The 14,537-nt window shown below is 38.8% G+C and carries 7 protein-coding genes, 2 tRNA genes and 3 rRNA genes; 4 read left to right on the plus strand and 8 right to left on the minus strand.

Annotated features, from left to right (window positions below):
* The first annotated feature begins 251 nt into the window (after positions 1 to 251).
* Together CCY99_RS01530 and CCY99_RS01535 are read left to right on the plus strand one after the other, a co-directional pair.
* Positions 252 to 1,340, plus strand: a complete 1,089-nt coding sequence (locus tag CCY99_RS01530; RefSeq protein ID WP_258443078.1) for an NAD(P)-dependent alcohol dehydrogenase — start codon at positions 252 to 254, stop codon at positions 1,338 to 1,340.
* Between the two features lie 509 nt (positions 1,341 to 1,849).
* Entirely contained in the window at positions 1,850 to 2,923 is a 1,074-nt protein-coding gene (locus tag CCY99_RS01535) for an NAD(P)-dependent alcohol dehydrogenase (protein WP_112059653.1), read from the plus strand.
* A 1,074-nt stretch (positions 2,924 to 3,997) separates the two neighbouring features.
* On the opposite strand, the gene CCY99_RS01540 is transcribed toward CCY99_RS01535, so the two are convergent.
* Positions 3,998 to 4,864 carry a DUF2726 domain-containing protein gene (locus tag CCY99_RS01540; RefSeq protein WP_112059654.1) on the minus strand — a complete coding sequence of 289 codons (867 nt, stop codon included), beginning with the start codon at positions 4,862 to 4,864 and terminating at the stop codon, positions 3,998 to 4,000.
* Positions 4,865 to 5,085: 221 nt separating this feature from the next.
* Here CCY99_RS01540 and CCY99_RS09790 point away from each other — a divergent pair, with 221 nt between their 5' ends.
* The gene (locus CCY99_RS09790) at positions 5,086 to 5,220 is read left to right on the plus strand and encodes a hypothetical protein (protein ID WP_258442984.1); all 135 of its coding nucleotides are present in this window, start codon (positions 5,086 to 5,088) and stop codon (positions 5,218 to 5,220) included.
* Positions 5,221 to 5,240: 20 nt separating this feature from the next.
* On the opposite strand, the gene CCY99_RS01545 is transcribed toward CCY99_RS09790, so the two are convergent.
* A complete protein-coding gene (locus CCY99_RS01545; RefSeq protein ID WP_112059655.1) occupies positions 5,241 to 5,489 on the minus strand; it encodes a helix-hairpin-helix domain-containing protein in 249 nt (82 codons plus the stop codon).
* Between the two features lie 633 nt (positions 5,490 to 6,122).
* Here CCY99_RS01545 and CCY99_RS01555 point away from each other — a divergent pair.
* Positions 6,123 to 6,851, plus strand: coding sequence for a hypothetical protein (locus CCY99_RS01555; protein WP_112059657.1), 729 nt, complete (start codon positions 6,123 to 6,125; stop codon positions 6,849 to 6,851).
* Positions 6,852 to 6,907: 56 nt separating this feature from the next.
* Here the strand turns inward: CCY99_RS01555 and rrf are convergent.
* From rrf to CCY99_RS01585, 6 genes are all read right to left on the minus strand, one after another.
* Positions 6,908 to 7,023: ribosomal RNA gene (rrf, locus tag CCY99_RS01560) — 5S ribosomal RNA — on the minus strand.
* Between the two features lie 199 nt (positions 7,024 to 7,222).
* Positions 7,223 to 10,424 (minus strand): 23S ribosomal RNA (locus CCY99_RS01565).
* A gap of 183 nt (positions 10,425 to 10,607) precedes the next feature.
* A tRNA-Ala gene (locus CCY99_RS01570) sits at positions 10,608 to 10,683 on the minus strand.
* Positions 10,684 to 10,689: 6 nt separating this feature from the next.
* Positions 10,690 to 10,766 (minus strand) — tRNA-Ile (locus CCY99_RS01575).
* 109 nt (positions 10,767 to 10,875) lie between these two features.
* Positions 10,876 to 12,373, minus strand: a 16S ribosomal RNA gene (locus tag CCY99_RS01580).
* The 16S, 23S and 5S rRNA genes sit together here with 2 tRNA genes alongside, the layout of an rRNA operon.
* 475 nt (positions 12,374 to 12,848) lie before the next feature.
* Entirely contained in the window at positions 12,849 to 14,201 is a 1,353-nt protein-coding gene (locus tag CCY99_RS01585; protein WP_112059658.1) for a 3-deoxy-7-phosphoheptulonate synthase class II, read from the minus strand.
* Positions 14,202 to 14,537 lie beyond the last annotated feature (336 nt).

Below are 14,537 nucleotides of genomic sequence, written 5' to 3' on the forward strand. Positions count from 1 at the left end.
TCGTTTCTCCTTATTATTAAAGCATTGTTTAGTAAATAGTGCTAGGAATATAAATCTTAGATTGTAGAAATTTACAAAACTCAATAAAGGTTATTGTGATGAAAAATAATAATAGTAGGCGAAAATTTATCAAAGATTCTGCCAAAGTTGTTGGCGGGATAGCCGGTGGAATGGCATTAGCTGGAGTAGCTGGAACTAACTTAAACGCAAACCAAACTAAGCTAGATTCTAAGAATCTAAGAGCATTAAACTTGCAAGAAGTAAGCGAGGGTAAGCGGATAACTTCCAGCGGATTTGCCGCATTTGGTCCAAAATATGAGCTAAAAGCCCATAGCTTTACTCGCCACCCGGTGGGCGATAATGATATTTTGATTGAGATTCTTTACGCTGGAATCTGCCACAGCGATTTACACACGGTTTTAGGCGACCACGGAGAGGCAAAATACCCAATGGTGCCCGGACATGAAATCGCCGGTGTGGTAACTGCGGTAGGCAAAAATGTCAGTAAATTCAAAGTGGGCGATTACGCTGGTGTGGGGTGCATGGTGAATTCATGTGGGGAATGCGAGATGTGTAAGAATGGCGAGCAGCAATTCTGCCAGAATGCCAAGACCGTCTTCACCTACAACAGCAACGATGTATTCCACGGGGGCGAAAACACAATGGGCGGATATTCAAATAACATCGTCCTAAGCGAGAAGTTCGCCATAAAAGTCCCGCAAAATGCCAAGATAGAGCGAGTAGCTCCGCTTTTGTGTGCGGGGGTTACGACATTTGCACCGATTAAATACTCCAAGGTTAAAAGGGGGCAGAAAGTCGCTGTGGCAGGATTCGGCGGATTGGGGCATATGGCGGTAAAATATATGATTTCGCTTGGGGCGGAGGTAAGCGTCTTTGACACCACAGATGACAAGCGAAAAGCCGCACAAAAAATGGGTGTGAAGCGATATTTCAATGTCAATAAGCCAAAGGATTTCGAAAATCTCTCAAGCGAATTTGACTTTATCATCTCGACCATTCCATATAAATACGATATAAATATGTATCAAAAAATGTTGAAGCTAGATGGCGAAATGGCGATTGTGGGGCTTCCATCTCACGCTGATAATCCTTCGCTTGATGGCAATACGACTATTTGGAACTTTAGGCGAAAGATTTACAGCTCCCTAATCGGCGGTGTGGAAATCACCCAAGAGATGATAGACTACTCGATTGCCAACAACATCTACCCAGATGTCGAGGTCATCAAAGCCACAAGCAGCGAGATAAATAAGGCGTATCAGCGGGTCGCAAAAGGCGAAGTGCAGTTTAGGTATGTGATTGATATGAAAACGCTATAGAGCGTGGTTTTGAGCTTTTGTAAGAGTTTGATTCTTAGCTATTGTCGATAGGCGATAAGTCCTATCTCCTTGCTTGAATCTACACAACTTACAAAATCACCTCAAAACAAGCGAAGCGAAGTTTCTGGTAAAACAAGCGAAGCGAAGTTTCTGGTAAAATATCTTAAAAACACTTCGCTTTAGGTGTATTTGGCTTTAAAATATGTGAATATGGGAAAAATGAGTAGAATCTAGCTTGTGCTTTGGCACTCAAAAAAAGTGTAGTGGGCGATAGATTCAAAGAAAATTAAAAAAGTTTATTTAAAAGACATTTTTAATTGTATAATGTTTATTTTAAAGGCTAAAGATTTTAAAAACTTTTCCAATCCACCGCCCTTATTTGGTGCTACCGCACGAAATTAAAAAGTTACTAAAATTGCATTGCAATTTTAAAGAATCTCGTGTGAGGTGTGGCTTCACAGCTTAAAAAAGGCGAATTTATTCGCCTAAAAAATTAAAAGGAGAAAAAAATGAAAGAACAAATCTTAAACGAATTTAAAAACGGAGAGAGAATCTCCGCAAACGGCTTTGCGGTATCCACAAAAGACAGCAAATTTGAACCATACTCATTCACTCGCCACTCTGTGGGAGAAAATGATATTTTGATAGAAATCTTATTTGCTGGAATCTGCCACAGCGACATACACTCTGCAAAAAGCGAATGGGCTCCGGGAATCTACCCAATGGTGCCCGGACATGAAATCGCCGGCGTAGTAATCGCAGTTGGCAAAAATGTCAGCAAGTTCAAAGTGGGCGATTATGCTGGTGTGGGGTGCATGGTAAATTCATGTGGGGAATGCGACTCGTGCAAGAAAAACCAAGAGCAGTTCTGCAAAAATGCCGTATTCACTTACAATTGCCAAGATCACTACCACGCAAATGAGCCAACCTACGGCGGATACTCGAATAATATCGTGGTAAATGAGAAGTTCGCCGTAACCGTGCCAAAGGACGCACCACTCGACAAAGTCGCTCCGCTTTTATGTGCGGGGATAACCACATACTCGCCAATCCGCTTTAGCGGCGTGAAAAAAGGCGATAAAGTCGCTGTGGCTGGATTTGGCGGACTTGGGGTGATGGCTGTGAAATATGCACTTTCATTTGGTGCGGAGGTGAGCGTCTTTGCAAGGAATGACAAGAAAAAGCAAGAGGCAGAAATGCTAGGCGTAAAGCGACTTTATACCGATACGAAGGGCGTTGATGAGCGATTTGACTTTATTATTTCGACCATTCCAACAAAATACAATATAAATGCATATGTGAATCTCTTGCGATTTGGCGGGGAGCTGGCTATCGTGGGACTTCCGCCGACTGATGCAAATATGCAAATAAGCGTGGCGAATCTAGTCTTTAGTGGTGGACGAAAGGTCTATGGCTCACTAATCGGCGGTATGAAAGAGACGCAAGAAATGCTTGATTACTCGCTAAAACATAAAATCTACCCAGAAACCGAGATAATCAAAAGCAATCAAATTGATATGGCGTATGAGAATCTTCTCACCGGCAAGGCGAAATTCCGCTATGTGATTGATATGAAAGCGTAAGGAATCTTAATATCTTAATAAAAAAGTTAGATTCTAAGGTAGAATCTCACTTTTAGCATATTCTCATAAACCCACTAAATATTATTCATTTTCACCCTCAAATCGTTTTTTATATTAAAAGATTAGTTTTAGTGGCGGGATTTTCAAGTGGGAGCGACTATAATAAATATCTTAAAAACAAGCCAAACAGCAAGAATTGTCTTAATGTCGCTATATAAATTAGGCAAATAAATATTAAAATGGCAATGATAGCGAAAAATATATAGACCTTTTCTATGCTTGTAAAAAGCTTTAAATCCCATATGATGGGAAATGTGGTTATAGCGATTTGGTAAGTAGAATCTACTTTAAATGTATAAGAATCTTAAGGAATCTTAAAGATTCTCTATGAGATTCTAGGAATTTTAAGTTATAGATTCTACTTTGACTTTTAAATCAAATCTTATCAAAAATGCAATGGGCGATACAATTCTAAAGGCTAGAAATTTATTTAAAGATTAGGCATTTGCCAAATATCCGTATATCTAGCAACAATATTAATAAGATTCCAGCTTTATATCTCGCAACTAAGAATCCTTATAAAAATTCTTTTACAAATATTTATAAATATCTAGATTGATTTTATTTCGTAAATTTTACTAAATTTACTTAGTCTATCGCACTTTTTATTTATGAGAGGCTCATACCTAAATATTTTTGGGAGACAAAATATTTTACCAAGCGTGGCTTCGTGTAATTTAAAAATCTTAAAGTTTTGCAAATCAAGTTTTATATTTGATTTAATGAATCTTAGGGAGGTTAAAAACTGCTTACTTTAGAGCTAGATTCTAGCGATTGTGCGGAGAAAAAATCACAAAGCTAGAATCCACCTTGCTCTAACATAGCGACTTAGTCGCACTTGGCAGAGTATGAAACATTGTAGATGGAGAGAATTTCACCAAATTTTTAAGAAACAAAACAAATTTTAAAAAGTTTGATTAGAGTTTTTGTGGAATCTTGAGAGTTTTAGGATAATTCTTGTATCAAAAAGTAGCATAAAAACCCCAAGAATCCTATAAAGTAAATATAAAATCTCTAGCAAGTTTTACTTTCAAGTTGCTCTTTAAGGTGATTAGATAGTTTTTCAATCTCGTTTTTTAAAAGGTTTTCATCTATGTAGCATTTGTCTTTTTGATAAATTGCTTCGCCTTCTATTGTGTATATCTGTAACCCAATCTTGTCAGCCACTTCTTTTTTAATTATATCTCTTTCTTTAATTTTTTCTTTTTCTTCATCGCTATTTCCAAAGTGTCCGCTACCATTAAACTCTAATATGGCAAAAGGTTTGGTAGTTTTGTCTTTAAAATCCTTTATAACAAATAAAAAATCTGCAACGAGATTAGAATACACTTTCCACACTTCATCTTCTTGACATTCGTTTTTTACAAAAGATTTAAGTGAGATTTGCGGGAAAATAATAAAATTATTTGTAATATTTTTACAAAAAATCAATTCTCTATAAATCATAAATTCTTGCGTTCCCATAAGTCCTTTTTTAATATCAATCTTGGAATTTTTAGTTAAATATAGTTTATACTCAAAGCTTTTTTGGTATTCTAGTAGTTCTTGCTCTTGCTGTTTCTGCTCTCTAAAATACTTAGCGTTTTGTTCTCGCTTGGATTCTTTTTTAAGCATTTGCTGATGTAGTCGATAGAATTTATTGGCTTCTTTGGTTTGCTCTGCCAATGCTTCTTTTGTTTGCTGGTATAGGGCATAAATATTGTTGAGATTTTCTCCTTGTTGCAAGTTTGCTTGTCGTAATTTTTTGATTAGTAAGATTTTTTTACATAATGTGAATATTAGCCACAATATAATCAAGGCTAAAAATCCAATAATATAAATATGGTATTCTGTTAGGAAACTAAGAAAATTAAACATATAATCTTGCATTTGTTTTAGCACAGAAAGCCTTTAAAGCGTTTATTAAATATTTTAGAATTATTAACTATTCGAGCAAATATCAAGTTTTTGAAAATAGGGGCATTTAATAAAAAGCCATAGAAACCTTTTGTTGTAGAAATGCCCAAGAAATTATAAGAAACTAGAAAATAATATGCTAGAGATAAAACATTAGAATCCATAGGAATCTTGAAAAAATTAAAAGGATTTAAGATATAAAATCTTTGAGAGTTCTTAAAATCTATAGTATAGATTTTAGAATCTACATCATTCTAGCAAAAGCAAAGCTAAAGAATCTAGCCTTGCATAATTTTATATTGTATTTAAAAATCTATTTTGATACAAGAATCCATTTTTGATTCTTATATCTATTTAGAAACTACTGACCCACAGAAATATCTTTTTTGATTTTCTCATAGAGTTTATCGCCAATGCCATCGACATTTTTAATATCTTCGATAGATTTGAATTTATTTTTGGCTCGATATTCGATAATCGCATCTGCCTTTTTATCACCAATACCATCTAGATTCATCAGTTCTTTTTTACTTGCTGTATTAATATCCACACCAAAAGCAAAGCTAATAAAAATCGCAAATATAGCCAAAAGTCGCACTAAAGTTTTCATAGTTTCCTCCAAAATTTAATTCTTAAGTTTTAATTATATATTTGCAAGGGGTATAAGTCAATAAAAATGCGTAGAATCTTTAAAGATTCTTTAAAAATGTGGGCTTTGGTGCCTTGACAAATCGTTTTTTTTTTTTTGTAATATTTGGTTTTTAAGAGAAAATTATTTTTGGGAGGGTAATGTGGAGATAATGTATGCGATTCTCTTAATGGTGTTTATGTTTAGTTTATATCTATGGAATACAAATATAATTAGTGCAGAAGGGGGGGGGGTTACACTCATGTTTGAAGGGCTTGTATTTATGATATTGGGGGCTATATCAGGGTTGTGGGAGATATTGTGGGACAAGAAAGGAAAAGGGGAAGGAAAAAGAAAGTAAACCTTACGCCATTTGCGAACTTAGAATCTTTTTTACCTTATTGGAATACAAAAAAAACAAAATCATTAAGGCAAGTAGGCAACAAAAGATTTTGTAAAAGCCTTTGTTGCCAATAAAGCAAGGGCAATAGCAAATCAATCGCAAAAAATATAAAATGGCAAAGTGTGATACAAGACTAGGAAGTATTAAAATGCTAAAAAGTTTATAGGCTAATTAAATATGTTGATTAAATTATTTTATTGAGGAGAGGTGTAATGGGTTGGCTTGTGGTGGTTATTTTATTCATAATGGTGCTTATATTTTTATATATATTCTGGAATGATATAAAATATATGCTCATAATGGGGTGTCTCTCATGCATACTTGCATACATACTTGTAGTGTGCTTTTTATCTCCTATAATTTCAAATGAAGTTGAAATGAGTGCTAAAAAAGTGTTTTTGATGGTATTTTTCTGTGCTATTATATTGTTGTGGATGTGGACGTGTTGGGATAACAGAAAACAAGAAAAAATCGCAAAAGAAATGGCAGAACAAAGGAAAGTAGACCTTACGCCATTTGCAGATTTAGAATCTTTTTTTGCCCTCTCGGAATATGAAAAGGCAAAATTGTTAAGGCAATTACACCACGAAGTTGTTGTGAAAACTGATTATGGAAACAATGAGTTTACTTATAGGACTGGCTTGAGTATCTTTGGCTACTTTAAAGAGCGGGAATTGAAAGATGAATTGGAGGGATTGCATCGTGCAGGATTTGCTCTTCTTGCATTTAACCCAAAAGTATTCGATTCTTTAGATAATTTCAATAACAACATTTATCTTGTGCGATATGGATACTTCGAGGGCAAGTTTGCAACTAAAGACAATATGGAATCTCTTAGAAAATATTGCCCAAATCTTGTATCTAGATTTGAGGAACAGCTAGAACTACTTAATAAATCAAATTTCAAAAAATCAAATTTCAAAACAATTCGATTTTTGTAAAAATATTAAGGTAAAAAGAATTAAAAAAAAAGAATTATTTTAAAATTTATTCTCTATCCCTGCATCAACCTACATTTCCACACTTGAAAAGTGCAGTATCATCAGCGAGAAGAAGCTTAACTGCCAGGTTCGGGATGGAGCTGGGTGTGTCCTTCTTTCTATAAACACAAGGAAAAGAGAAAATAAAAAATATCCAAAAAATCTGCCAAGAATCTTAAAAGAATTTAAAATTATAAAATCCTAAAATATCCAAGAATCTATGCGAAATACAGAATCTAAGATTCCGCAAATGCGATATTCTTTATTTTCTCTTTTTATAGAGTTCAATAGCCAAACAATAGACTAAACAAGGCAGTGCCTAAAACTAGAATGTAAATAAGCCGAACGGTCTATTAGTAGTAGTCAGCTAAACATATTACTATGCTTACACATCTACCCTATCAAGCAGGTAGTCTTCCTGCGACCTTCAGGGAAAGTTAATCTTGGAGTTGGCTTCCCGCTTAGATGCTTTCAGCGGTTATCACAACCATGCGTAGCTACCCAGCGATGCTCTTGGCAGAACAACTGGTACACTAGTGGCATGTCCATCCCGGTCCTCTCGTACTAAGGACAGCTCTCCTCAACTTTCCTACGCCCACGGCAGATAGGGACCGAACTGTCTCGCGACGTTCTGAACCCAGCTCGCGTACCGCTTTAAATGGCGAACAGCCATACCCTTGGGACCTGCTCCAGCCCCAGGATGCGATGAGCCGACATCGAGGTGCCAAACCTCCCCGTCGATGTGAGCTCTTGGGGGAGATCAGCCTGTTATCCCCGGGGTACCTTTTATCCTTTGAGCGATGGCCCTTCCACACAGAACCACCGGATCACTATGACCGACTTTCGTCTCTGCTCGACTTGTATGTCTTACAGTTAAGCTGGCTTATACCATTACACTCAACTTGCGATTTCCAACCGCAATGAGCCAACCTTTGTAAGCCTCCGTTACTTTTTAGGAGGCGACCGCCCCAGTCAAACTACCCACCAGGCATTGTCCTGCTTGAGGATAACTCAAGCCAGTTAGCAAACAGAAATATTAAGGGTGGTATCTCAAGGGTGACTCCATCTCCACCGGAGTAAAGATATCAAAGTCTCCCACCTATCCTGCGCATAATATTCCCATCTGCAGTACCAAGCTATAGTAAAGGTCCACGGGGTCTTTCCGTCTTGCCGCGGGTAGGAGGAATTTTCACCTCCACTACAATTTCACTGAATCTCTCTTTGAGACAGCTCCCATCTCGTTACGCCATTCATGCAGGTCGGTATTTAACCGACAAGGAATTTCGCTACCTTAGGACCGTTATAGTTACGGCCGCCGTTTACTCGGGCTTCAATTCAAAGCTTCGTCATTGCTGACTGACTAATCCTCTTAACCTTCGAGCACCGGGCAGGCGTCACACCTTATACTTCCTCTTACGAGTTTGCAAAGTGCTGTGTTTTTGGTAAACAGTCGGGAGGGACTCTTTGCTGAGACCTAATTGCTTAGGCACACCTTATTGCGAACTTACGGTGTTAGTTTGCAGAGTTCCTTAAAGAGAGTTCTTTCACGCGCCTTAGAATACTCATCTCATCCACCTGTGTCGGTTTACGGTACGGGCAACTATTGTTAAATTTAGCGGCTTTTCTTGGCACGACGGTATCAATGATTCTCCTATCTGTCCGAAGACTTCAAAGAGCCTGTAATGTTTCGAATACAAGAGCGGATTTGCCTATCTCTCAATCTACGCACTTCGACTAGCTATTCCATCAGCTAGCTCATTTAACCCTATGCGTCCCCACATCACGCACAATAGTTGGTATAGGAATATTAACCTATTTTCCATCGACTACCCCTTTCGGACTTGTCTTAGGACCCGACTAACCCTACGATGACGAGCATCGCGTAGGAAACCTCAGATTTACGGCGAATATGATTCTCACATATTTTATCGCTACTCATTCCTGCATGCTCACTTCGCATCGCTCCACCATTCCTTGCCGGTATGGCTTCAACGCAGATACGAACGCTCTTCTACCACTGTGCATCAGCACAATCTACGAATTCGGTGTCTATCTTAGCCCCGTTATATTTTCAGCGCACAATCACTAGACCAGTGAGCTGTTACGCTTTCTTTAAAGGATGGCTGCTTCTAAGCCAACCTCCTGGTTGTCTAAGTAACTATACATCTTTTTCCACTTAGAATAGAACTTTGGGACCTTATTCGGTAGTCTGGGTTGTTCCCCTTTTGACGATTGATTTTATCACCCACCGCCTGACTCCCAAGATACGGTAATAGGTATTCGAAGTTTGACAGGGGTTGGTACCGCGGTGAGCAGCCCTAGCCCAATCAGAGCCCTACCCCCTATTACTATTACTTGAGGCTATACCTAAATATATTTCGAAGAGAACCAGCTATCACTAAGTTTGTTTGGCCTTTCACCCCTATCCACAGCTCATCCCAACCCGTTTCAATGGGTACGAGTTCAGTCCTCCACGAGCTATTATACTCGTTTCAACTTGGCCATGGATAGATCACTTAGCTTCGGGTCTGCAGCATCTGACTAAACGCCCGTTAAGACTCGCTTTCGCTACGGCTTCACATTAGTTTAACCTTGCCAGATACCACAACTCGCAGGATCATTATGCAAAAGGCAGTCCGTCACACTAGTGAGCCCCTTTGAAGAATTGCACCACAAAACAAACAAGATTTATAAGAATCTATAAAAATTATAAAATTATCTATTGATTACTTATAAATCTTAATTTAATGCCTAACTTTACATGCAATAGTAAAATTTACATTACTTGCCTTTAGGTGTATTACCCCTACCACCACCACTAGGGTTACCTGTTGTGGAAGGATAGTTTGGATTTGAGTTCCCTTTTCCCATAATTTTCCTCCTTATTATTGATAATAAAAAGAGAAACTAGGTAGTAGAGAAAGATAATAATCTACCCCCCCCCACTTAATTCCTCAAAGGGACTCACTATAGTGCTCCGAATGATTGTAAGCAAATGGTTTCAGGTTCTATTTCACTCCGCTCACTGCGGTTCTTTTCACCTTTCCCTCACGGTACTTGTTCGCTATCGGTAAGTCAGTAGTATTTAGGGTTGGAGAGTGGTCTCCCCTGCTTCAGTCCGGATTACTCGTGTCCTGACCTACTCTGGATACTGCTACCTAAAAATAACTTGTCGCATACGGGACTATCACCCTCTATGATTCACCTTTCCAAGTAATTCTGCTAAGTTATTTTAGTGGATATTGCAGTCCACAACCCCAAGTGCAAGCACTTGGTTTGCCCTCTTCCCCGTTCGCTCACCGCTACTAAGAGAATCTCAATTGATTTCTTTTCCTCTAGGTACTGAGATGTTTCACTTCCCTAGGTTTGCTCCTTATATAAGGCAACTAATATCTCTATTAGTTAGGTTTCCCCATTCGGAAATCTATGGATCAAAGTTTCTTGGCAACTCCCCATAGCTTATCGCAGCCTAGTACGTCCTTCATCGCCTCTGACTTCCAAGGCATCCACCATTTGCTCTTTAAAAGCTTATTTGATTACATATTCTAATTCTATCACTGCCTTGTTTAATCTATTAAATTAAACAAAACTTATTGTAGTCTTTTATATTTGGCTATTGACAATAAATTTTAAAATAACGCTAGACATAAAGTCTAAATATAAGATTCTGGAATCTCATATTTAGACCTTAAAATTAGATTCTTTAAAGATAGATTCTGGTGGAGAATAGCGGGATTGAACCGCTGACCTCCTGCGTGCAAAGCAGGCGCTCTCCCAGCTGAGCTAATTCCCCATAAAATGGTGGGCTTAGGAGGACTTGAACCTCCGACCTCACCCTTATCAGGGGTGCGCTCTAACCACCTGAGCTATAAGCCCCTAAATAATTAGTTACTAGGCAATTAGTAATCTCTGACAACTAAGCAAGCTAACAAAAAAACATACTTATTTAATAATATTAACAATAAAGTTAATATTAAATCTCTAGAAAGGAGGTGATCCAACCGCAGGTTCACCTACGGTTACCTTGTTACGACTTAACCCCAGTCGCTGCATCCACCGTAGACGGTAGCTATTTTAGCATCCCGGCTTAAGGCGAATACAACTCCCATGGTTTGACGGGCGGTGAGTACAAGACCCGGGAACGTATTCACCGTGACATTGCTGATTCACGATTACTAGCGATTCCAGCTTCATGTAGTCGAGTTGCAGACTACAATCCGAACTGAGATAAGTTTTTGAGATTAGCTCCATTTCGCAATATTGCTTCTCTTTGTGCTTACCATTGTAGCACGTGTGTAGCCCTAGGCGTAAGGGCCATGATGACTTGACGTCGTCCTCACCTTCCTCCTTTTTACAAAGGCAGTCTCCTTAGAGTGCTCAGCCGAACTGCTAGCAACTAAGGATAAGGGTTGCGCTCGTTGCGGGACTTAACCCAACATCTCACGACACGAGCTGACGACAGCCGTGCAGCACCTGTTTTCAAGCTCCACTTGCGTGGCACTCCGCTATCTCTAGCAGATTCTATCAATGTCAAGCCTAGGTAAGGTTCTTCGCGTATCTTCGAATTAAACCACATGCTCCACCGCTTGTGCGGGTCCCCGTCTATTCCTTTGAGTTTTAATCTTGCGACCGTACTCCCCAGGCGGAATGCTTAATGCGTTAGCTGCATTACTGCCCTGACAAGCAAGGCAACAACTAGCATTCATAGTTTAGGGCGTGGACTACCAGGGTATCTAATCCTGTTTGCTCCCCACGCTTTCGCGCATCAGCGTCAGTAATGTTCCAGTAAGTCGCCTTCGCAATGAGTATTCCTCTTGATCTCTACGGATTTTACCCCTACACCAAGAATTCCACTTACCTCTCCCATACTCTAGAACAATAGTTTCAAATGCAATTCTATAGTTAAGCTATAGGATTTCACATCTGACTTATTATTCCGCCTACGCGCTCTTTACGCCCAGTGATTCCGAGTAACGCTTGCACCCTCCGTATTACCGCGGCTGCTGGCACGGAGTTAGCCGGTGCTTATTCCTAAGATACCGTCATAATCTTCTCTTAGAAAAGGAGTTTACAATCCTAAAACCTTCATCCTCCACGCGGCGTTGCTGCTTCAGGGTTTCCCCCATTGAGCAATATTCCCTACTGCTGCCTCCCGTAGGAGTCTGGACCGTGTCTCAGTTCCAGTGTGTCCGTTCACCCTCTCAGGCCGGATACCCGTCATAGCCTTGGTGAGCCATTACCTCACCAACAAGCTGATAGGACATAGGCTGATCCTTTAGCGAAATTCTTTCCCTCGTAAGGAGTATCCAGTATTAATCACCGTTTCCAGTGGCTATCCTAGACTAAAGGGCACATAACCTATGCATTACTCACCCGTGCGCCACTAATCCACTTCTAGCAAGCTAGAAATTTCATCGTTCGACTTGCATGTATTAGGCACGCCGCCAGCGTTCACTCTGAGCCAGGATCAAACTCTCCGTAAAAATGAAAAGTTAATCCATAATTTAGCTCAATATAAAATCAAAGTTTAATTTCATAATAAATATAAAATTAATAGACAAGTTGTATTTTAAATCAATAAACTAAATTCTGTAAATATAAATAAATAATAAATACATTTAATTTGTTAGTTTATCTTGCTTAGTTGTCAAAGATCACTACCTATAAATAATTATATATCTCATAGTATGATTACTTACAAAATATACTAATATTTAAACATAGAACATCCAAATTTAGACAAAACAAATACTATAGAACTTATAAAGATTCTACATAGTTTAGTGATTTTGTTTTCTGTCAAATAAGGAAATAGAATAATACATATCTAACACTTAAATGAAGCTTAAAAATAAAGCTTATTATTTCAAAAATATTAATTTTTTAAATATTCTACTTTTAATTTTATTGCAACACCCAAAATATACTATATTTTTTAAATAACATATCACCATAATATTAATTATTTTTTCGCTTTTTTAAAATATCCGCTATTAAAAATGCCAATTCTATCGCTTGCAAGGCATTTAGTCTAGGGTCGCATTGCGTATTATAGTTATTCCCTAGGCTAGATTCCGTGATTTCTTGTGAGCCGCCGATACATTCTGTTACATTCTGCCCTGTCATCTCAAGGTGAACGCCCCCAGCATAGCTATTTTCTGCTTTGTGAATCTCAAAAAAGCTCTTAACTTCATCTAATATTTTATTAAATGCACGAGTTTTATAACCGCTATTTGCCTTGATTGTATTGCCGTGCATTGGGTCGATACTCCATAGAATCTTACGCCCCTCAGGCAACACCGCCTTCAAAATATTCGGCAATTTCTCCTCTATCACACCAGCACCCATGCGAACGATTAGATTTAGCCTACCAGCTTCATTCTTTGGGTTCAATAAGTCGCAGATTCCCATAATCTCATCTTTCGTGGCATTTGGTCCAATCTTCACACCAAGCGGATTATCCACGCCACGCAAAAACTCGATATGTGCCTCATCAAGCCCCCTTGTTCGCTCACCAATCCAAAGCATATGTGCCGAGCAGTCGTAATATGTCCCGCTCAAGCTGTCCTCACGGCATAATTGCTCCTCATAATTTAGCAATAAAGCCTCGTGCGAGGTGTAAAACTCTGTTTCTTTTAGTTGCTGGGTGTTTTCTGCGTGGATTCCACAAGCCTCGATAAATGCGAGTGCCTCAGTAATTCGCTCGGCTAATTCCTCGTATTTCTGCCCGAAAGAGTTATTTTTCACAAATTCTAGATTCCACTTATGGACTTCATTCAAATCCGCAAAACCACCTTGCGCAAAGGCTCGTAAGAGATTAAGCGTCGCGGCGGATTGATTATACGCCTTTAGCATTCGCTTTGGATTTGCCTCCCTTAGAGCGGAATCTGCTTCCATTCCATTTATCATATCGCCTCGATAGCTTAGATACTCTACCCCATCGATTGTCTCCGTGTCGCTTGAGCGAGGCTTTGCGAACTGCCCGGCAAGTCTGCCAACTTTAACGACCGGAAATCCCGCTGCAAAGGTCAAAATCACGCTCATTTGCATAATGACCTTAAACATATCTCTAATATTTACCGCACTAAATTGGCTAAAAGATTCCGCACAATCGCCCCCGTGCAAAAGAAATGCCTTTCCCTCGACCACTTCGCCTAGTCGCTTTTTTAAGTTCCTAGCTTCCCCGGCAAACACAAGTGGCGGGAATCCGCTTAGCTCTTTTTCCACATTTTCTAATAATTTCCTATCTTTATATATAGGTTGCTGCTTTATCTTAAAATTTCTCCAGCTTGTGGGAGACCAAGTATTCATATATTTCCTTTTAATTTAGCAATTTTTCGTATTTTTAAAAAGTGATATTACCAAAATAGCCTTAAAATCGCAAATGTAAAGAATATTAAAAAGAATCTAAGAATAAGTTTTGATGAAGTTTGATTTAAAAATGCAAGATTCCGCAGAATCTAAAGAATCCTAAGAATCTAGAATCTAAAGATTTACAAGATTCCCAAGAATCCAAAGAATCCAAAAGGCGAAGGGTTTTTGTGTGAGAAATCGTGGTTGTGGGGGATTCTTAAGCACAAGATAAGACTAGCGGTCTATCTTGTGCTTAAGAATCCCCCACTCCGCAATTTATTATCCGGAAGGACA

It is taken from the genome of Helicobacter sp. 16-1353 (assembly GCF_003288815.1).
In the GTDB taxonomy this organism is placed as follows: domain Bacteria; phylum Campylobacterota; class Campylobacteria; order Campylobacterales; family Helicobacteraceae; genus NHYM01.

Coding starts and splice junctions, on each gene's coding strand:
- CCY99_RS01585 (WP_112059658.1), bottom strand. CDS start 14,201: ATGAATACTTGGTCTCCCACAAGCTGGAGAAATTTTAAGATAAAGCAG.
- CCY99_RS01545 (WP_112059655.1), bottom strand. CDS start 5,489: ATGAAAACTTTAGTGCGACTTTTGGCTATATTTGCGATTTTTATTAGC.
- CCY99_RS01535 (WP_112059653.1), top strand. CDS start 1,850: ATGAAAGAACAAATCTTAAACGAATTTAAAAACGGAGAGAGAATCTCC.
- CCY99_RS01555 (WP_112059657.1), top strand. CDS start 6,123: ATGGGTTGGCTTGTGGTGGTTATTTTATTCATAATGGTGCTTATATTT.